This window comes from Pseudonocardia sp. C8, assembly GCF_014267175.1.
In the GTDB taxonomy this organism is placed as follows: Bacteria; Actinomycetota; Actinomycetes; order Mycobacteriales; family Pseudonocardiaceae; genus Pseudonocardia.
Genome location: NZ_JACMTR010000002.1, coordinates 4,765,000 through 4,784,960 on the forward strand (window position 1 = coordinate 4,765,000; position 19,961 = coordinate 4,784,960).

The window sequence follows — 19,961 nt, forward strand, 5'->3', positions numbered from 1 at the left end:
CCCCCCGTCCCGGCGCCGCCCGTCCGGTGGCACCCGTTCCGCGGGACGGTAACGCTCCCGGGCGGCGCCGGGCAGGGTCGAGACAACGCCGTGACACGCAATCGTCGAGCGGTTGACGGACCGGTACGGTCCAGCCTCGTGGATCGTGCGGAGCTGACCGTGGAGGCCCCACCGGAGCGGGTGTGGGCACTGGTCTCGGACATCACCCGGGCCGGCGAGTGGAGCCCGGAGGCCACCGGGGGACGCTGGACGCACGGCGCGACCGGCCCCGCGGTCGGCGCCCGCTTCGTCGGCACCAACCGGAACGGGCGTCTGCGCTGGTCGACGCACTGCCGGGTCACCGAGTGCGAGCCGGGACGCCGGTTCACGTTCGTCGTCACCGAGTCACGGACGGCGTGGGGCTGGGTGCTCGCCCCGGCCATCGACAACCCGGCCACCGACGACCCGGCCAGCACGCGGGTGATCGCCTGGCGGGAGGGCGTCGGGCGCCCCGTGCTGCCGGTGCGGCTGCTGCAGCGCTCCGGCCTCCTCGGCCGGGACCGGGAGGGCATGATGCGCGACGGGCTGGCGCGGAGCCTGGAGCGGGTGAGACAGATCGTGGAGGCTCGACCGCCGAGGTAGGGCATGCTGCGCAGGTGAGGGTGCTGATTCCCGGCCTGCTGGTGGTCCCGTTGCTGCTCGGCGCGGCCGCCCCGGGGCACGCGGGCCCGGGTCCGGCCGGTCCTGCTGTTCCCGCTCTGGCGGGCGCACTCATCCCGGGACCCACCGCCGCGGGACCCGCCGACGCAGGGCTCACCGACGCGGGACTCACCGGCGCAGGGCTCACCGCCGCAGGGCTCACCGACGCGGGCCTCGCCGGCGCGCCGGGCGCGGCCGTCCCGGCGTTCCCGGCGGCACCTGCCGGGGCCGGCGCCTGTCCCGGGCAGGCGGTGCCGCCCGGACCACCGGCGAAGGAGGAGGCGGGCGCGGCCGTCGCGCCGCTTCCGGTGCCGGACCCGCCGGTCGGCGGCCTCACCGTCTGCGCCGAGGCGCACGTGGGCCCGGTCCCCCCGCCGCCGGTGGGCGTCGCGTCCTACCTGGTCGCCGACCTCGACACCGGGGCGGTGCTGGCCGCGCGTGCCCCGCACGCCCGGCACCGGCCGGCGTCGACGATCAAGCTGCTGCTCGCCATGGTGGTCGACCGGGCGCTACCGCCGGAGCAGGTGGTCACCGGCACGGTCGAGGACGCGAACATCGAGGGCAGCCGGGCCGGGATCGGCCCGGGCGGCCGGTACACGGTCGACCAGCTGCTGCACGGCCTGCTGCTGGCCTCCGGCAACGACGCCGCGCACGCGCTCACCCGCGAGCTCGGCGGCGGGCCTACGACCCTCGCCGCGATGCAGGACGTCGCCCGCCACCTCGGCGCGGCGGACACCCGGCCCGCGACCCCGTCCGGGCTGGACGGTCCCGGCGCGTCGTCGTCGGCGTACGACCTGGCGCTGATCCTGCACGCCGCACTCGAGCGCCCGCGGATCGCCGCGATCCTGCGGACGCCGGCCGTCCCGTTCCCCGGCTTCGCCGGCCGGCCCGGCTTCGTGCTCGGCAACGACGACCGGTTGCTCGGCACACCGGGCTTCCTGGGCGGCAAGAACGGCTTCACCGATGCGGCCCGGCACACGTTCGTCGGTGCGGTCGAGCGGGGCGGACGGCGACTGGTCGTCGCGCTCGTGCGCGGCGAGTCCCGGCCGGTCCGGATGGTCGACCAGGCCCGCGCCCTGCTCGACTGGGGCTTCGGCACCCCCGGCGGGACGGCGGTCGGGACGCTCGTCGCCCCGGGTGCCGGGCCCGGTTCGGCGCTCCCCGACCCGGCGGCGGCTCCCGACCGGCTCTCCGGGCCGGGCCTGCCGGCCGGCCCGGACCCGCTCGCACCCCCGGGCAGCGGAGCCGCGGCCGGCGCCGTTCCGGGCACCGGTGCACCAGGGATCGGCGCGGACGGCCCCGGACCGGGCGTCCCGGCCGCCGTCGTCGTCGGCGGGGTCGCCGCCGCGGTCGGCCTCGCGGGCCTGCTCGCGGGCCTGCTCACGGTCGTGCACCGGCGCCGCCGCTGACCCCGGGCCCGGCCGGGCCCGCCCGCGTGCGCCCGGCCCGCCGCCCCGTCGCCGGGTCAGTGGCGGCGTCTCCCCCAGGCCCGCAGGCCCAGCGCCCCGCCGAGCAGCCCCGCGGTCAGCAGGCCCGCCGACGCCAGCGCGCCGGGGCCCTCACGGACGACGTACTGCGGCCGGATCACCGCCGGTGCCGGGACGTCCCGCGGGCCCTGGTCGTTCTCCTCGGCGCTGGCAGCCCAGGCCGTCACGAACAGCAGGAACCGGGACGCGAAGAAGATGAAGATCAGCAGACCGAGGATCGACCCGAACGCCGCCCCGGCCGCGGAGTTGGTGACCGTCCCCAGGTAGACGACCATCACCCGCTGCAGGATCGCGAACCCGACCGCGCCGAGCAGCGCGGCCTTCGCGGCGCTGCGGAACGTCACCGGTTCCCGGGGCAGCCGGGCGATGACCCACAGGAACACCAGCCAGTTCCCGCCGAGACCGATCAGGAACGACGCGACCCCGAGCAGGAAGCGGGCCCAGCCGGCCTCGCCGAGCCCCACCAGCCCGAGCAGGTAGGCGCCGAGCGTGCCCCCGATCGAGGCGATCGCGAACGAGGCGACCAGCGCCAGGCCGAGCCCCACGAGCGCGAGGAGGTCCCAGAACAGCCGCTTGATCATCGGTGGGGCCTCGTCACGCTGGCCCCACTGCTCGGTGAGCGCCTCGCGCAGGTTGCTCATCCACCCGATCCCGGAGTACAGCGCGCCGAGCAGACCGACCGCACCGATCGTGCCCGCCTGCCTGATCGCGGTGTCGACGACCCCGCCGAGGGTGTTGCCCAGGTCGCCGGGGACCGCCGAGGTGATCCCGCCCTTGAGCTGCTGGAGCAGCTCGGGGTTGCCGCGCAGCACGAACGCCGCGACGGCGAACGCCACCATCAGCAGCGGCACGAGGGCGAGGATCGAGAAGTACGTGATCGCCGCGGCGTAGTGGTCGCCGTGGTTCTCGGTGTACCGCTCGCCGGCCCGCACCAGGTGGTCCAGCCACGGGTACTTCTCGCGCTGGCGCTCGAGGAAGGTCTGGCCCTCCTCCACGTCCTCGTCGAGCCGGTGTGCCGTCGTGGTCGCGCTGCGGTCGGCCATGGGTCCCCCGGGGTCGGTCGTCACCCGCCCGGGACGGATCACGCGGGCAGGAGGAACCCGATCCTCTCGTGAACCGCGGCCAGTGTCGCGCCGGACACCTCGCGCGCCCGGGTGGCGCCCTTCGCGAGCACCCGGTCGAGCTCGGCCGGGTCGGCGAGGTAGCCGTTCACCTTCTCCGCGAACGGCTCGGCGAAGCCGGCGACGATCTCGGCCAGGTCCTTCTTCAGGTCGCCGTACCCGCGGCCGGCGTACTCGGCCTCCACCTCGGCGACCTTGCGGTCGGTCATCGCCGCGTTGATCGTGAGGAGGTTCGAGACGCCCGGCTTGTTCTCCGGGTCGTAGCGGATCTCCCGCTCGTTGTCGGTGACGGCCGAGCGGATCTTCTTCGCGGACGTCTTCGGCGGGTCGAGCAGCTCCACGAGCCCGGACGGCGACGACGCCGACTTGCTCATCTTCGCCATCGGGTCCTGCAGGTCGTAGATCTTGGCGGTGGCCTGCGGGATGTACGGCTCGGGCACCTGGAACGTCTCGCCGAAACGGTGGTTGAACCGCTGCGCGAGGTTGCGGGTCAGCTCGAGGTGCTGGCGCTGGTCCTCGCCCACCGGGACCCGGTCGGCCTGGTAGAGCAGGATGTCCGCGGCCTGCAGGACCGGGTAGGTGAACAGCCCGACCGTGGCGCGGTCGGCGCCGTGCCGGGCCGTCTTGTCCTTGAACTGGGTCATCCGCCCGGCCTCGCCGAAACCGGTGATGCACTCCAGGACCCAGCTCAGCCGGGCGTGCTCGGGCACGTGCGACTGCACGAACAGCGCGCACCGGTCGGGGTCCAGGCCCAGGCCGAGCAGCTGCGCCGCCGCGACCCGGGTGCGCCGGGCCAGCTCGGCCGGGTCGTGCTCGACGGTGATCGCGTGCAGGTCGACGATGCAGTAGTACGCCTCGTGGTCCTCCTGCATGGCCACCCACTGCCGCAGCGCACCCAGGTAGTTGCCGAGGTGGAACGAGTCGGCGGTGGGCTGGATCCCGGAGAGGACGCGAGGTCGGTGGGCGTCGGCCATGACCCCATCGTTCCACCCCGCCCGGCACGCCCCGAGCGGGGATGAAAGATCCCTCATGGTGGTTTCAGGCTCGGTTCATCGGCCGAGCCCACGCTGGTCACATGACCGCCCCCACGCTCGTCGACGCACCGCCGCCGGCGCACGGCTCCGGCCGGCGACGGACCGCGAGGCCGGCCCTCCTCGTCGCGGTCGTGGCCCTCGTCCTCGTCGGCGGCACCTGGGCGGCGACCGGCGGGCCGGGCGCGCTGCCGGCCGGCCTGTCGGTGACCGGAGCGGTGACCCTCTCGGTGTTCCTGGTCGCGGTGGGGCTCTGGGCCTTCACCCGGGTCGACGAGACCTACGTCGCGCTGGGGGCGGCCACGCTCCTCACGCTGGCCGGTGCCCTCGAGCCGGACACGCTGTTCGGCGCGCTCGGCGACGAGACGATCTGGCTCCTGGTGGCCGCGTTCGTGCTGGCCGCCGGGGTGCGGGCGACCGGGCTGAGCACCCGTGCCGCGGTCGCGCTGGTGTCCGGGGCCCGCAGCCCGCGCGGACTCGCGCACCGGGTCGCGTTCGCGGTGTTCGTCACCGCGTTCGCGGTGCCGTCGACGTCGGCGCGGGCGGCGGTCGCCCTGCCGGTGTTCACGGCCGTGTCCGGCACGCTCGGCGCGGACGCCCCGGACCGGCGGTTGCGCAAGGCCCTGGCCCTGCTGTTCCCGTCGGTGATCCTGCTCAGCGCGGTCGCCACCCTCACCGGTGCCGGAGCCCACCTGGTGACCAGCCAGGTCCTGCACGCCGCCACCGGCGCCGGCATCGGGTTCGGCCGGTGGCTCCTGCTCGGGGTGCCGCTGGCGGTGGTGTCGACCGTGCTCACCGCGGAGCTGGTGCTGACCCTGTTCACCCGCCGCGACGACCGGCGCCGCAGCCTGCGCGTCGACCGGGAGGCCGTGGCCTCCGCGATACCCACGCCGGTGACCGGCCCGCTGACCGGGCCGGAGCGCCGCGCCCTGATCGTGCTGGCCGCCGTGACAGCGACGTGGTCCACCGAGAGCTGGCACGGGATCCCGGCCGCGCTGGCGGCCCTGGCCGGGGCACTGGTCCTGGCCGGCCCGCGGATCGGCACGACGTCGCTGGAGGCCGGGCTGCGGTCGGTGCCGTGGTCGTTGCTGGTGTTCATGGCCGCCACCGGAGCGCTCGGGGCCGCGCTGGTCGGCTCCGGAGCCGGTGGGTGGCTGGCCGGCGTCGCGCTGGGCGGAGCGGGCGCGGTCCCGGGCCCACTCTTCATCACGGTCGTGATCGCGCTCAGCGCCCTGGCCCACCTGGTCCTCGCCTCCCGCACGGCGCGGTCGAGCGTGCTGATCCCGCTGCTCGTCCCGGCCGCCGTGGCCGCAGGCCTGGACCCGGTGGCCGTGGCGTTCGCCTCGACCGCCGCGGCCGGCTTCTGCCACACGCTGCCCTCGTCGGCGAAGCCGGTGGCCATGTTCGCCCGGGTCGACGGCGTACCGACCTACGACCGCCCCGACCTGCTGCGGCTCTCGGCCGGGCTCGGGCCACTGACCGTTGCGCTGGTCCTCGTGTTCTCCCTGGCCGTCTGGCCACTGCTCGGCCTGCCGCTGCGCTGAGCCCGTCCGCACACCGATCCTTCGTGGAGGTCCTGCCATGCCCGTCACGCGACCGCGCCGTTTCGTCGTCGCCCCCAGTGGCTTCAAGGAGTGCCTCGACGCGCACGACGTCGCCGCCGCCATCGCCGCCGGGATCCGCCGGGTCGTGCCCGGCGCGGTCATCGACCTGGTGCCCCTGGTCGACGGTGGGGAGGGCTCGGCTGCGGCGATGGCGGCCGCGACCGGGGGACGCCTCGTCCCGGCCCGGGTCACCGGGCCGGTCGGCCGGCCCGTCGACGCGCACGTCGGCCTGCTCGGCGGCCCGGGTCCCCTCACCGCGGTGGTCGAGATGGCGCAGGCGGCCGGTCTGTACCGGGTGCCCGCCGACACCCGGGACCCGGGCGTGACCACCACGTACGGGGTCGGTGAGCTGATCACCGCCGCGCTCGACCTCGGCGCGACCCGGCTGCTCGTCGGCTGCGGCGACTCGGGCACCAGTGACGGCGGTGCCGGCGCGTTGCAAGCCCTCGGCGCGGACGTGCGCGACTCCCTGGGCAATGCCGTCGGGCCCGGGGGGTCCGCGCTGGCCGAGGTGGACGGTGTCGATCTGTCGGGGCTCGACCCCCGGCTGGACGACGTCGAGATCCTCGCCGCGGTCAACCCGCACAACGTGCTGTGCGGCCCGAACGGGGTGGCCCGCGTGTTCGGGCCGCAGAAGGGCGCCACCCCGGAGCAGGTCGACGAGCTCGACGGGGCTCTGGAGCGATGGGCCAAGGTGCTCTCCCGCGACACCGGCCTCGACGTCGGACGGCTCCCGGGTTCCGGGGCGTCGGGCGGGCTCGGCGCGGGACTCGCCGCCGGGCTCGGAGCCCGGCTTCGCCCTCGCTTCGACGTGCTGCTCGACCACGTCGACCTCGACGGTGCGCTCGCCGCCGCCGACCTGGTCGTCACGGCCGAGGGCGCGCTCGACGCGCAGACCCCCCGAGGCAAGGTCCCCGCCGAGGTCGCGCGGCGCGCCCGGCGCCACCACGTCCCGACGATCGCCCTGGCCGGAACCCTGGGCGCCGGCGTCGAGACGGTGCACGAGGCCGGCATCGACGCCTACGCCACGATCGTGCCCGCCCCGATCGGACTGCCCGAGTCCGTCTCCCGGGCCGCCGAGCTGCTCACCGACGCCACCGAACGCGCCCTGCGCATGGTCCTCGTCGGCACCCTGTGCGCCGCCCGCGCCGCCTGAGGGGGCGCGCCGGCGCGGTCGTCACGGCAGGCGGTAGCCCATCCCGCGGACGGTGGTGATGCACTCGGCGCCGAGCTTGCGGCGCAATGCCCGCACGTACACGTCGACGATGTTCGAGCCGGGGTCGAAGTCGTAGCCCCACACCTGGGAGAGGATCTGCTCCCGGGAGAGCACCTGACCGGGGTGGCGCAGGAACATCTCGAGCAGGACGAACTCGCGGGCGGTGAGGTCGACGGTGCGCCCGTCCACCCGGGCCTGCCGGGTGCGCAGGTCCAGCGCGAGGTCACCGAGCTGCAGGGTGGTGAGCTCCCCGACCCGCTCACGGTCACGCAGGCGCAGCCGGATACGGGCCAGCAGCTCCGCGAACTCGAACGGCTTGGTCATGTAGTCGTCGGCGCCGCCTTCGAGCCCGGTCAGCGTGTCACGGGTCGTGTCCCGGGCGGTCAGGATCACCACCGGGGTGTCGACCCGGGCCTGCCGCATCGCGCGCAGCACGGCGAACCCGTCGCCGCGCGGCAGGCCGATGTCGAGCACGACGAGGTCGAACCCGAGGCCGACGGCGTGGGCGAGGGCGGACTCGCCGTCGGCGACCACGGTCGGGGTGAACCCGTTGGCGCGCAGCCCCTTCTCCAGGAACGACGAGATGTTCGGCTCGTCCTCGACGATCAGGATGCGGCTCACGGGCGTCCCCTTCCGGTCGTGGCGGCCCGGGCCGGTAGCCCGACGGTGAACGTGGCGCCCGCCCCGGGCGGGGACTCGACCCGCACCGTGCCTCCATGTGCCTCGGCGATGGCGCGGACGATGGCCAGGCCCAGCCCGGCTCCGGCCCCGGGGCCCCGGTCGGAGGGTCCGGTCCCGCGGGAGAACCGCTGGAAGATCGCCGCCACGTCCCCGGCGGGTACGCCGGGGCCGGAGTCGGCGACCCAGAACGACACCCACGGGCGCTCGTCCTCGCCGGTGTGGAGGGCCGACCCGATCCGGATCTCGTCGCCGACCCCGGTGTGCTGGACGGCGTTCTGTGCGAGCTGGACCATCGCCTGGGTGACCCGCTGCGGGTCGAGGTCGGCCCGGTCGTCCTCACCGACGGACTCGAGGACCCACCGGCGGTCGGCGAGCGCACGGACCTTGGCGTCGATGTCGCTGGTCAGCTCCGGCACCGACGTGCGTTCGAGCCGGACGAAGTCAAGCCGGTCGGACTTCGCCAGCAACAGCAGGTCCTCCACGATGCGGCCCATCCGGTCGAGCTCGCCGGAGACGATCCGGAGCGTGGCGTCACGGTCGGCCGGGTCGTCCCCCATCAGCTCCAGATGTCCGCGGATGATCGTGATGGGGGTCCGCAGCTCGTGCCCGGCGTCGTCGACGAACTCACGCTGGGTGGCGAACGCCGTTTCGAGCCGGTCGAGCATCGCGTTGAACTGCCGGGTGAGCGCGGCGATGTCGTCGCGCCCCCGCACCGGGATGCGACGGCTGAGATCCTGTTCGGTGATCTGCGCGGCCGCCCGGCGCACCAGGCGGACCGGCTCGAGGATCTGGCCGGACACCAGCCAGGCCGCGCCCCCGGTGAGCAGCAGGCCGACCAGGCTGACCGCGGCGAGGATGTACATCGTGCCGGTGACCTCGGCCTGCTCGCGGTCGAGCAGCTCGGCGACGAGGTAGACACCGCGATCGGTGGGCGACCCCGTGGAGACGTCGATCTTCGCCCAACGCAGCTCGCCCGCCTCGGTGGCCAGCGCCCCCGTCCGGGAGGGTGCGGCGACGATCCGGTCCAGCAGGTCCGGGCGCCGGGACAGCGGGAACGGTTCGGGCGTGGTCTGCGGGATGACCCGCGGCCCGCCCTCCGGCCGCAGGACGAGTCCGAGCAGGACCGCGTTCTCGTCCGGTTCCTGACGCAGGATGTGGTTGAACAGCAGCTGCTCGGTACCGGCGAACGGCAGGCCGGTCGCGCGGTCGACACCCTGACCGGCCACCCCGGCGAACTCCTGGATCTCCTGGTTGAGGTCGCCGAGGACGTCCGCGGTCTCCGCACGGGTGAGCAGCCCGTAGCTCATGACGTTCACCGTCACCAGCGCCACCGCCATGAGCAGCAGCACCCAGCCCATGATCCGGACCCGTGCGGGCAGCCGGTGGCCCACCTCGTCGGCCACGCTGCGCCCCGACCGGTCCCGGCCACCGGTGACACCCGCCCGGCTCGGTGGCAGCGTTCGTGCGCGGGAGCCGAGCCGCGTGTCAGCCATCCCCGTCCCTGCCGGACGGAGGGGGCACCGGGCCCGTGCTGCCCTCGCCGATCCGGATGTGCGCCGGCGCGGCCGGCCGGTCCGCGGCCGGGTCGGGCAGCATCGAGATCGTGATCGCGCCGCCCACGGGCACGACCACCACTGCGGCCAGCACGACGATCCGCGGGACGAGTCTCATAGGGCCAGCGGCAGCATCCGGGGCCCCGACGACCGGGCCGGCGTGAGCACGGCCGGCTCGCCCCGGTAGGTGGTCGTCCGCTGCCGGACCGGGCGCCCCGCCGCACGGGCGATCGCGGCGAGCTCCTCCACCGAGCGTTCCGAGCCGTTCTCCGAGCCGGCCATCCGGCTGATCGTCTCCTCCATCAGGGTGCCGCCCATGTCGTCGGCGCCGCCGCGCAGGATGTCGGCGGCCAGGTCGTCGCCGAGCTTGACCCAGGAGCACTGGACGTGGTCGATCCGGCCGTGCAGGGCGAGCCGGGCGAACGCGTGCACGGCCCGGTTGTCCCGCTCGGTGGGGCCCGGGCGGGCGAGGCCTGCGAGGTAGATCGGCGCGTTGTGGTGCACGAACGGCAGCGGCACGAACTCGGTGAATCCTCCGGTGCGGTCCTGCACGGAGGCGAGGGTGCGCAGGTGGCCGAGCCAGTGCCGGGGCCCGTCGACGTGGCCGTACATCATCGTCGACGACGACGGGATCCCCAGCTCGTGCGCGGTCGTGACGACCTCGATCCACTGCGCGGCGGGCAGCTTGCCCTTGGTCAGCACCCAGCGGACCTCGTCGTCGAGGATCTCGGCGGCGGTGCCGGGGATCGAGCCCAGCCCGGCGGCCTTCAGCTCGGCGAGCCAGTCCCGGATCGACACGCCGGCCTTGGCCGCCGCGGAGACGATCTCCATCGGGGAGAAGGCGTGCACGTGCATGCCCGGCACGGCCTCGGTGACCGCGCGCACCAGGTCGGCGTAGAACGACACCGGCAGCTGCGGGTCGATCCCGCCCTGCACACACACCTCGGTGGCGCCGTCCCGGGCGGCCTCGGCGGCGCGCTGGGCGATCTCGTCGAGCGAGAGCCGGAACGCGTCGGCGTCCCGCTCGCGCTGGGCGAACGCGCAGAACCGGCAGCCGACGTAGCACACGTTCGAGAAGTTGATGTTCCGGTTGATCACGTAGGTGACGTCGTCGCCGTTCACCGAGGCCCGGACGTCGTCGGCGAGCCGGGACAGCGTCGCCAGCGCCGCACCGTCCGCGGTGAGCACGGCCATGGCCGCGGCCTCGTGCGCCGGGTCCAGCAGGGCGGCCGGGTCCGATGCGGCCAGGTCGAGGCCCGCCCTCACGTCGCCGTCGAGCCGCTGCGGGGCCCGGGAACGCTGGTCGGCGAGCTCCGCGGCGACCTCGTCCCAGTCGCCGTAGACCGACCCGAAGTCGCTGCGCCGGTCGGCGGTCCGCCCCTCGGTGTCGACGGCGGTGTGCAGGTCGGTGCGGCCGGTGGAGGCGAAACCGCCGTCCGGCTCCTGCCACGGCCTGCCCTCGACGGCCGCGCCGGCGCGGGCCAGCCCGTCCGGGCCGGCGAGCGCGGCGACGTGGCCGTGCAGCCGGGTGTCGATCCACGGCGAGCCCGCACGCACGTACTTCGGGTAGGCGGTGAGCCGCTCGGCCAGCGTGAACCCCTCGGCGGCGGTCACCCGGGCCAGCTCGTCGACGGCCGGCCACGGCATCTCCGGGGACACGTGGTCGACGGTCACCGGGGACACCCCGCCCCAGTCGTCGATCCCGGCCCGCAGCATCAGCGCCTGCTCGTCACCGACCAGGTTCGGCGGCGCCTGCAGGCGGGTCTTCGGGCCCAGCACCAGCCGCGCGACGGCGATGGTGGCGGCCAGGTCGTCCAGGTCGGCGTCCGGGTCGCCCGCCATCGCGGTGCCCGGCTTGGCCCGGAAGTTCTGGACGATGACCTCCTGCACGTGTCCGTGCGCCCGGGCCGCGGAGCGGATCGCGAACAGCGACTCGGCCCGCTCGGTGCGGTTCTCGCCGATCCCGATCAGGATCCCGGTGGTGAACGGGACCCCGACCCGCCCGGCGTCGGCCAGCGTGCGGAGCCGGACCGCGGGTTCCTTGTCCGGGCTGCCGAAGTGCGGCCCGCCGCGCTCGAACAGCCGCTGCGAGGTGGTCTCCAGCATCATCCCCATGCTGGCCGCGACCGGCTTGAGCCGGGTGATCTCCTCCCAGCTCATGACCCCGGGGTTGAGGTGCGGCAGCAGCCCGGTCTCCTCCAGCACCGCGATGGCGCACGCCCGCACGTAGTCCAGCGTCGAGTCGTACCCGCGCGCCTCCAGCCACTCGCGGGCCTGCGGCCACCGGTCCTCGGGCCGGTCACCGAGGGTGAACAGCGCCTCCTTGCAGCCCTGGGCGGCGCCCTGCCGGGCGATCTCGACGACCTCGTCGCGCTCGAGGTACATCGACTCGAGCCGCCCGGGCACGGTCGCGAACGTGCAGTAGTGGCACCGGTCCCGGCACAACCGGGTCAGCGGGATGAACACGTTGCGCGAGTACGTGACCACCCCCGGCCGGCCCTCCTCGACCAGCCCGGCGTCCCGGACCCGGCCGGCGTGGGTGAGCAGCTCGTCGAGGGCCTCGCCGCGGGCGGCGAGCAGCACGGCGGCCTCGGTGACGTCCAACGTGGCGCCGTCGCGGACCCGGCGCAGCGCGCGGCGCAGCGCCGACGCGCTCGGGGCGGGTTCGATCGGGGCGGCGGAAGAGTCGGCCATGCCCTCACACTAGGTACGGCGGATCATCCCGGCGACCACCGAGCCCCGGCCGGCCCGCGACACGCGCATTCTTCGTCGGAACGCACCCGGGCCCGTGCACCGTGCACGACACGCCGTGGCGCAGCTCGATCCGCCAGGGCCCGGCCGGCCGCCCTCCCCGCCGAGATGCAGCTCACGGTTCACCGAAGATCGACGATTCGCGCTGGGCCGCACCTCGGCGGGTTTCGTCCGGACACGGAACGGTTCGCGGGTGCGCCCGGGACCTCGACACCCAGCGCGGCGGCGGGGTGCTCGGCTGCGGTCTCGCTCATGGGGGACAGATCTACAGCACCACCCAGGCGACCATCGCCACCACCGCGAGCAGCAGCAGGCCGGCCACGACCAGCAGGATCGGGCGGTTGCGCCCCAGGTCACCACCGGACGGCCGGGGCCGCGCGGCCCGCTCCAGCAGGGCGTCGGCGTCGTCCGGGCCGATCCGCTCGGCGGGGTCGGGCGCGGTCAGCCCGGTGATCGCCTGCGCCAGCGGGCTGCCCGGCTGGACCCGGCCCCCGGTGGCGTGGTGCAGCACGGCGCCGAGGCTCCACAGGTCCGCGGCCGGGGTGTCGGCCCGCTCGGGCGGCGCGAACGCGGCCGGGTCGGGGCCCCGGCGGCCCACGGCCCGGGCCAGCCCGATGTCGGTGACGACCCCGCGACCGTCCGGGGTGAGCAGCACGCACTCGGGGTCGAGGCCGCCGTGCGTACGCCCCTCGGCGTGCACCGCCCGCAGCGCGGCCAGCGCGTCCCGCCCGACCGCGGCGACCCGGCGGGCCGGCAGCGGGCCGTCCCCGTCGCCGGCCCGGCTCAGCGGGCGGGCGTCCGGGTGCTCGGTGACCAGGTACTCGTGCATCCGGCCGTCGGCGGCCCGGCCGGTGACCAGGTCCAGCACCCCGACGATGCCGGGGTGCCGCAGCCGTCCCGCGGCCCGGACCTCGGCGAGCAGCCGCTCCCGCGCGGACCCGTCGGCGGGCATCGCGATCTCGGTGACGGCGACGATCCGCCCGGTGATCCGGTCCTCGGCCCGCCGGGACCGGCCGAAACCCCGGCGGTCGAGCTCGTCCAGCAGCAGGTAGCGACCCCCGACGATCCTGCTCTCGATCACCCGGCGCCCCCGAGCCGGACGAGCACCGGGGCGTGGTCGGACCAGCGGGTGTCGTGCGACGGCGCCCGTTGCACCTCGGCGGCGGTCGCCGCCGCCGCGAGTCCGGGCGTGCCGAGCAGGTGGTCGATCCGCCAGCCCACGTCGTTGTCGAAGGCCCGGCCCCGGTAGGTCCACCACGAGTACGGGCCGTCGGTGTCCGGGTGCAGGGCCCGGACGACGTCGACCCAGCCGTGCTCCAGCAGCTTCGCGAACCACTCCCGCTCGTGCGGCAGGAACCCGGAGCTGCGCTGGTTGTTGCGCCAGTTCCGCAGGTCCCGCTCGGTCGGCGCGATGTTCCAGTCCCCGGCGACGACCATCTCGCGGCCGGTCGCGGCGCACCGGTCGAACGCGCTGCGCAGGTGGTCGCCGAAGGCCGCGAGGAAGGCGTCCTTGGCGTCCTGCCGGTCGGTGCCGGCCACGCCCTTGGGCAGGTACAGCGACGCGACGGTGAGCCCGCCCGGCAGGTCGGCCTCGAGGTAGCGGCCGTCGGCGTCGGTGGCGGTGTCCCCGAACCCCACCCGCACCGCCTCGGGAGCGGCCCGGCTCAGGACGGCGACGCCGTTGCGGCCCTTCGCCGTCTCCGACGGGGCCAGCAGCAGGTGCCAGCCGTGGGCGTCGAGCACCTGCCGGAGGGCGGCCGGCAGCTCCGCGGGACGGGCCCGCACCTCCTGCAGGCAGACGACGTCGGCGTCGGTCGCGGCGAGCCAGTCGAGCAGCCCCTTGGCGGTGGCCGCGCGGACGCCGTTGACGTTCGCGGTGGCGAGGGCACGGACGGGAGGGACCACGCCTCTACTGTCTCCCACGGACGGTCGCGATGCGCAACGGGCTCAGCAGACGCTCCCGGGCGTCGCGGCGACGCTGTTCGACGGCACCCACCGCTCCCCGCCGGTCAGCTTGCGGAAGCCGGTGTCGACGATCGTCTCGGCCGGGACCTCCTGGCCGCGGGTGAGGGTGTCGACGGCCTGCGCGGAGGCGCTCGGCGCGGCCCGGACGGTCACCTCGGGGGCCTGCACGGTCACGGTGCAGGTGGTGCCGATCTCGTCGGTGGCACCGCCGTACCCCAGCGCGACGACCGTCAACGCGACCGCGATGACGACGACCAGCGGCCAGCCACGCAGGAACGACTTCCGCGTGAGCCCCGGGAGCTTCACCTTCGCCACGTGCGCCGTTCCCTTCTCGCCACCGCCGTCGCACGTACGGTAACCGCTCGGGCACCATCGGCAGATCCACCGGCCGGGGTGTCGGGCGGGTTACTCCTGCGGGCGTCCGCGCCGGTCCAGGGGATAGCGTGTGCCCGCGGAGAAGCGGGCCGCCGCGCCGGTGGCCCACCACCACGACGAGCCCGAGGCAGGCCAGACACGCGATGAAGCTCATCTACACGTACACCGACGAGGCGCCCGCGCTGGCGACCCACTCCTTCCTGCCGATCGTGGAGGCCTTCGCCGGGCAGGCGGGGGTCGACGTGGAGACCCGGGACATCTCGCTGGCCGCCCGGATCCTGGCGAAGTTCCCGGACCGCCTGACCGACGCGCAGCGCGTGCCCGACTCGCTCGCCGAGCTCGGCGAGCTGGCGAAGACACCGGACGCCAACATCATCAAGCTGCCGAACATCAGCGCGTCGATCCCGCAGCTGAAGGCTGCGATCCGGGAGCTGCAGGCCGCCGGCTACGACGTCCCGGACTACCCGGAGGACCCCCGGACCGACGAGGAGAAGGCCGCCCGCGCCGCGTACGACTCCGTCAAGGGCTCCGCGGTCAACCCGGTGCTGCGCGAGGGCAACTCCGACCGCCGCGCGCCGGCGTCGGTGAAGAACTTCGCCCGCAAGCACCCGCACTCGATGGGTGAGTGGTCCGCCGACTCGCGCTCGCACGTCGCGACCATGTCGGACGGCGACTTCCGGCACTCCGAGCAGTCCTTCACCGCCCCCGCCGACGGCACCCTCCGGATCGAGCACGTCGGCACCGACGGCACCGTCACCGTCCTGAAGGACGGCCTGGCGGTGCTGGCCGGCGAGGTCGTCGACGGCGCCGTGATGCGCAAGGAGGCGCTGCAGGCGTTCCTCGCCGAGCAGGTCGCCGACGCCAAGGCCAAGGGCGTGCTGTTCTCGGTGCACCTCAAGGCCACGATGATGAAGGTCTCCGACCCGATCATCTTCGGGCACGCGGTGCGGGCCTACTTCGCCGACCTCTTCGCCACCTACGGCGACGACCTCGCCTCGGTCGGCGCCGACCCGGACGACGGCCTCGCCGCCGTGCTCACCGCGATCGAGAAGCTGCCCGCCGAGAAGCGCGAGGCCGTCGAGTCCGCGATCACCGACGCCTACGCGACCGGCCCGGCGCTGGCCCAGGTCGACTCCTCCCGCGGCATCACCAACCTGCACGTGCCGAGCGACGTCATCATCGACGCGTCGATGCCGGCCGCGATCCGGTCGTCCGGCCGGATGTGGAACGCCGACGACCAGACCCAGGACACCAAGTTCGTCATCCCGGACTCGTCCTACGCCGCCCTCTACGACGAGACCGTCAAGCACTGCATCGCCAACGGCGCGTTCGACCCGACGACCATGGGCACCGTCCCGAACGTCGGCCTGATGGCGCAGAAGGCCGAGGAGTACGGCTCGCACGACAAGACGTTCGAGATCACCTCGCCCGGCACCGTGCGGGTCGTCGACGCCGCGTCCGGCGAGACGAAGATCGAGCACGAGGTCGCCGAGGGCGACATCTGGCGTGCCTGCCAGACCAAGGACGCCCCGATCCGCAACTGGGTCGGGCTGGCCGTGGAGCGGGCCCGGGCCACCGGCGCGCCCGCCGTGTTCTGGCTGGACTCCTCGCGCGCCCACGACGCGCAGCTGATCGCCAAGGTCGAGCGGTACCTCGGTGAGCTCGACACCGACGGGCTGACCATCGAGATCCTCCCGGTCGCCGAGGCCACCCGCTACACCCTGGAGCGGGCCCGCAAGGGCGAGGACACGATCTCGGTCACCGGCAACGTCCTGCGCGACTACCTGACCGACCTGTTCCCGATCCTCGAGCTGGGCACCAGCGCGAAGATGCTCTCGATCGTCCCGCTCATGAACGGCGGCGGCCTGTTCGAGACCGGCGCCGGTGGGTCGGCACCCAAGCACGTGCAGCAGCTGCAGAAGGAGAACCACCTGCGATGGGACTCGCTCGGCGAGTTCCTCGCGCTGGCCGCCTCGCTGGAGATGCTGGCGTCGAAGTCGCCCGACCCGCTGCGCGCGACGCTGCTGGGCCGCGCGCTCGACGACGCCACCGGACGGCTGCTCGAGAACGGGAAGTCCCCGTCCCGCAAGGTCGGCGAGCTGGACAACCGGGGCAGCCACTTCTACATCGCGCTGTACTGGGCACAGGCGCTCGCCGCGCAGACCGAGGCGCCGGAGCTGGCCGCGGTGTTCGCGCCGCTCGCGACGTCGCTGGCCGAGCAGGAGGAGGCGATCGTCGGCGAGCTGAACGGCGTGCAGGGCGAGCCGGTCGACCTGGGCGGCTACTACTACGTCGACCGCGCCGAGGCCGACTCCGTGATGCGCCCGAGCACCACGTTCAACACCGCGATCGACGGGTTCGCCGGCAAGGCCTGACCCGCGTCCGCGACCACGAGGGCCCGCCTCCGGGAAACCGGGGGCGGGCCCTCGCGTAGAATGTTGTTAGCGATGATCATTATCGAGCTCCCCAGGATCGCGCCGACCGGGACCCCCGCCCGGCCGGCGCCCGCCCGGCCGGCCCGCCACGGGCTCCGGCCGCGGGCCACCAGCACCGGCCCCGGGCGGCCCGGCAGCAAACGGCCCGCCGGCCCGCGCCGGCCCCCGACCCGGCGTCCGGCCACCCCCGCGGCCCCGGGCGACACCCGCCGCTGAGCGCGGTCAGGCCCGCCCCATCCCGGCGTCGCGAGCCCGGACGATCGCCTCGGCCCGGTCCGCGACGTGCAGCTTCGCGAAGATGTTCGACACGTTGTTGCGCACCGTCTTCGGCGACAGGTACAGGGCACCGGCGATCTGCGGGTTGGACCGGCCCGCAGCCAGGAGATCGAGGATCTCCCGCTCCCGCGCCGTCAGCTCCGGGAACGCCCCGGCCGGCACCGCGGCCGGGGCGGCGAAGAAGTCCGCGATCCGGCGGGCCAGCGCGGGCCCGAACACCACGTCGCCGCGGGCCACACCGGTGATCGCCCGGACGATCTCGGCCTGGTTGGCGCCCTTGAGCAGGTAGCCGCGTGCCCCGGCGCGCATCGCGGCGAACACCGTGGCGTCCTCCTCGCTCATCGTCAGCACCACCACCCCGACCGACGGCGACACCGAGGTGATCTCCCGGGTCGCGGCGATGCCGTCCAGGCCGGGCATGCCGACGTCCATGACGACCACGTCGGGCTGCAGGTCCACGGCGCGGGAGACGGCCTCCCGCCCGTCCGCGGCGACGCCCACGACGTCGATCCCGGGCACCGAGCGCAGCAGCGCCGCCAGGCCGTCCCGGTAGACGGGGTGGTCGTCGGCCAGCAGCACCTGCACGATCTCGTCGCCGTCCACGGTCACCCCTTCCCCAGCGGCAGCCGGGCCCGCACGACGGTGCCGCCGCCGTCCGCGGCCAGCACCGCGCACGTCCCACCCAGCTCGGCGGCCCGCTCGCGCACCGACAGCGTGCCGACACCGGCCGCCACGTCCGGCGCGATCCCGCGGCCGTCGTCGGCCACCTCCACGACCAGTGTGCCGGGCTCCCGCACCAGGGAGACCCGCGCGGTGCGCGCCCCGGCGTGCCGGACCACGTTGACGAGGGCCTCCGCGGCGATCCGGTAGGCCGCGACCTCGACGGCTGCGGGCAGCGGTGGCCCGTCGCCGTCCTCGGTGACGGTGACCTCCAGGCCGGCGGGCGCGGTGCGCCGGGCGAGCTCGCGCAGCGCCCCGGCCGGGCCGAGATCGTCCAGCGCGGGCGGGCGCAGCTCGTGCACGAGGCGGCGCATGTCGGCGAGGACGGCGGCGACGTCCCCGATGGCGGCCTCCAGCATCCGGTCGGCACCCGCCGGGTCGCCGGCGGCGAGGTTGCGGGCCGTCTCGATCCGGAGCGCGACGGCGCCGAGCGCGGGGCCCAGGCCGTCGTGCAGGTCGCGGCGCAGCCGCCTGCGCTCCTCCTCCCGGGCCGTGACCAGGGCGGTGCGGTGCTGCTGCAGCCGGGTGGTGAGCTCGTCGGCACGGGCCGCCGTCGCCGCCTGCCGGACCAGGTCGCCCAGCAGTCGCTGGTCGGTGTCGGAGAGCGCCGTCCCGCCCACGCACAGCTCGACCCGCCCGATCGGCTCGTCGCGCCACGTCACCGGCAGCGAGCTGACCGGCCCGTTCGGACGGCCGTGCTCGGCGACGGCCGTGCCGCCGTCCGGGCGGGAGGTCACCACCCGGACGTAGGGCAGCCGGAACGCCTCCGCCACCGACGTGGCGACCGCGGCGAGCTGCCGGTCGCCCGCTGCCCGCTCCAGGCGCTCGGCCAGCGTGGACAGCGCCCCGTACGGGTCGTCGCGGCGGCCGCGGACGACCCGCCGGGCGGTGGCCCAGAGCCGGGTGCGCAGCGGCGTGTAGAGCACCGCGACGACCGCGACCGCCAGGAAGGTCGCGTCCCGCCCACCCAGCAGGTTCCCGGCCAGCGCCAGTACCAGCACGTCGACCGCCCCGACCAGCGCGACCAGCAGGACCGAGACGACCGTCCCGGACAGCAGCCGGTCGACGTCGTAGAGCCGGTGCCGGGTGACGGCGACGACCACCGCCCCGGACGTCGCCGCGACGGCCACCGCCAGCAGCACCGACGGCCCCGGTGCCGGGACGACCCACATCGGCGCGACGGCGACCGCGCTCACCAGCCCCGCCCACACCAGCCAGCGCAGCTGCAGCCGCCGCTCGCCGACGGCGGCCCGGTACCGGGACACGACCGCGGCGGCCGGGACGACCAGGCTGAGCGGAACCATCAGGTAGGCCAGCGCCAGCACCGGCTGCCAGAACGGCAGCGGCACGCTGAGCAGGTCCCGGTCCAGCGCCAGCTCCTCCGGGCGCGGCGCGACACCGCTGTACGCCTGCACCTCCGCGGCCGGGACGAGCACCAGCGTGAGCGGGAGCAGCGCCGTGGAGAGCAGGCTCGCCACGGACAGCGGCCGCCACACCCGGCCCGCGGGAAGCCGCCCGTCGGGGAACAGCAGCAGCAGCAACGGCAGACCGAGCAGCAGCGTCGCACCCAGCCGGTTCCAGAACCACCAGGCCGGCGACAGCAGCGGCAGGCCCGGGTCGGCCGCGACGTGCAGGCCGTACCGGGTCCACGCGGCAGCGGCGGCGTCGAGCGCCCACAGCGCCCCGGAACCGGCCAGCACCCAGGCGACCGGATGCCGAGGCAGCCGGGCCACCAGCAGCACACCGGTTCCGAGCAGCACGGTCGCGATCGCCACCGTCGCCCACGCCGGTTCGAGCCCCGCCTCGCCCGGGACGGCACCGTCCGGCACCCGGAGCTCGATCGCGACCGCGGCGGCCAGGGCGGCCAGCGACGGCACCCCGAGCAGCGCGACCGGCAGGACCGCGGGCCGGGCGCGTGCTGGGACGCCGGCCGGCACGTCCGCGGGACCGCGGGGCGTGGTGCCCGGCGCACCGGCCGTCGTGCCAGCGGTCATGCGCTGCCCCTCTCCGGTCGCCTGCGACACCCGCACCGGGTGGTAGTCGCCGGCCGGGGCATCGTCGCAACATC

At 75.2% G+C, this 19,961-nt stretch carries 16 protein-coding genes; 5 read left to right on the top strand and 11 right to left on the bottom strand.

Translation table 11 applies throughout. The features are described 5' to 3' along the window. The first annotated feature begins 138 nt into the window (after nt 1-138). Entirely contained in the window at nt 139-621 is a 483-nt protein-coding gene (locus H7X46_RS22595) for an SRPBCC family protein (RefSeq protein WP_186361307.1), read from the top strand. Between the two features lie 14 nt (nt 622-635). After that, the gene (locus tag H7X46_RS22600; protein WP_370588912.1) at nt 636-2,087 is read left to right on the top strand and encodes a D-alanyl-D-alanine carboxypeptidase family protein; all 1,452 of its coding nucleotides are present in this window, start codon (nt 636-638) and stop codon (nt 2,085-2,087) included. A gap of 56 nt (nt 2,088-2,143) precedes the next feature. On the opposite strand, the gene yhjD is transcribed toward H7X46_RS22600, so the two are convergent. After that, a complete protein-coding gene (gene yhjD, locus H7X46_RS22605) occupies nt 2,144-3,208 on the bottom strand; it encodes an inner membrane protein YhjD (RefSeq protein WP_186361308.1) in 1,065 nt (354 codons plus the stop codon). A gap of 38 nt (nt 3,209-3,246) precedes the next feature. Next, a complete protein-coding gene (gene trpS, locus H7X46_RS22610; protein ID WP_186361309.1) occupies nt 3,247-4,260 on the bottom strand; it encodes a tryptophan--tRNA ligase in 1,014 nt (337 codons plus the stop codon). A gap of 101 nt (nt 4,261-4,361) precedes the next feature. Here trpS and H7X46_RS22615 point away from each other — a divergent pair, with 101 nt between their 5' ends. Both H7X46_RS22615 and H7X46_RS22620 read left to right on the top strand, forming a co-directional pair. Further along, nucleotides 4,362-5,861 (top strand): SLC13 family permease, encoded by a 1,500-nt coding sequence (locus H7X46_RS22615; protein WP_186361310.1) that lies wholly within the window; start codon nt 4,362-4,364, stop codon nt 5,859-5,861. Nucleotides 5,862-5,898: 37 nt separating this feature from the next. Then, a complete protein-coding gene (locus tag H7X46_RS22620; RefSeq protein ID WP_186361311.1) occupies nt 5,899-7,077 on the top strand; it encodes a glycerate kinase in 1,179 nt (392 codons plus the stop codon). Between the two features lie 21 nt (nt 7,078-7,098). Here the strand turns inward: H7X46_RS22620 and H7X46_RS22625 are convergent, their stop codons facing one another. The 7 genes from H7X46_RS22625 to H7X46_RS22655 form a co-directional block, all read right to left on the bottom strand. Further along, the gene (locus tag H7X46_RS22625; protein WP_186361312.1) at nt 7,099-7,758 is read right to left on the bottom strand and encodes a response regulator transcription factor; all 660 of its coding nucleotides are present in this window, start codon (nt 7,756-7,758) and stop codon (nt 7,099-7,101) included. Beyond that, nucleotides 7,755-9,221 (bottom strand): sensor histidine kinase, encoded by a 1,467-nt coding sequence (locus tag H7X46_RS22630; protein WP_370588913.1) that lies wholly within the window; start codon nt 9,219-9,221, stop codon nt 7,755-7,757. The genes H7X46_RS22625 and H7X46_RS22630 overlap by 4 nt, the downstream gene beginning before the upstream one ends. 82 nt (nt 9,222-9,303) lie before the next feature. Continuing rightward, nucleotides 9,304-9,489, bottom strand: coding sequence for a hypothetical protein (locus H7X46_RS22635; protein ID WP_186361314.1), 186 nt, complete (start codon nt 9,487-9,489; stop codon nt 9,304-9,306). Continuing rightward, nucleotides 9,486-12,065, bottom strand: coding sequence for a bifunctional FO biosynthesis protein CofGH (locus H7X46_RS22640; protein WP_186361315.1), 2,580 nt, complete (start codon nt 12,063-12,065; stop codon nt 9,486-9,488). The genes H7X46_RS22635 and H7X46_RS22640 overlap by 4 nt, the downstream gene beginning before the upstream one ends. 322 nt (nt 12,066-12,387) lie before the next feature. Further along, nucleotides 12,388-13,203: a serine/threonine-protein kinase gene (locus tag H7X46_RS22645; RefSeq protein ID WP_186361316.1), complete on the bottom strand. Its 816-nt coding sequence runs from the start codon at nt 13,201-13,203 to the stop codon at nt 12,388-12,390. Beyond that, nucleotides 13,200-14,027 (bottom strand): exodeoxyribonuclease III, encoded by an 828-nt coding sequence (locus tag H7X46_RS22650; protein ID WP_186361317.1) that lies wholly within the window; start codon nt 14,025-14,027, stop codon nt 13,200-13,202. The genes H7X46_RS22645 and H7X46_RS22650 overlap by 4 nt, the downstream gene beginning before the upstream one ends. A 42-nt stretch (nt 14,028-14,069) precedes the next feature. Next, the gene (locus tag H7X46_RS22655; RefSeq protein WP_186361318.1) at nt 14,070-14,402 is read right to left on the bottom strand and encodes a hypothetical protein; all 333 of its coding nucleotides are present in this window, start codon (nt 14,400-14,402) and stop codon (nt 14,070-14,072) included. A 203-nt stretch (nt 14,403-14,605) separates the two neighbouring features. Here H7X46_RS22655 and H7X46_RS22660 point away from each other — a divergent pair, with 203 nt between their 5' ends. Beyond that, complete coding sequence (locus H7X46_RS22660) at nt 14,606-16,837, top strand: NADP-dependent isocitrate dehydrogenase (RefSeq protein ID WP_186361319.1); 2,232 nt, start codon at nt 14,606-14,608, stop codon at nt 16,835-16,837. Nucleotides 16,838-17,119: 282 nt separating this feature from the next. Here the strand turns inward: H7X46_RS22660 and H7X46_RS22665 are convergent, their stop codons facing one another. Together H7X46_RS22665 and H7X46_RS30040 are read right to left on the bottom strand one after the other, a co-directional pair. Beyond that, nucleotides 17,120-17,776, bottom strand: a complete 657-nt coding sequence (locus H7X46_RS22665; RefSeq protein WP_370588914.1) for a response regulator — start codon at nt 17,774-17,776, stop codon at nt 17,120-17,122. A gap of 2 nt (nt 17,777-17,778) precedes the next feature. After that, nucleotides 17,779-19,887: a sensor histidine kinase gene (locus tag H7X46_RS30040; RefSeq protein ID WP_186361320.1), complete on the bottom strand. Its 2,109-nt coding sequence runs from the start codon at nt 19,885-19,887 to the stop codon at nt 17,779-17,781. Between the last annotated feature and the right edge of the window lie 74 nt (nt 19,888-19,961).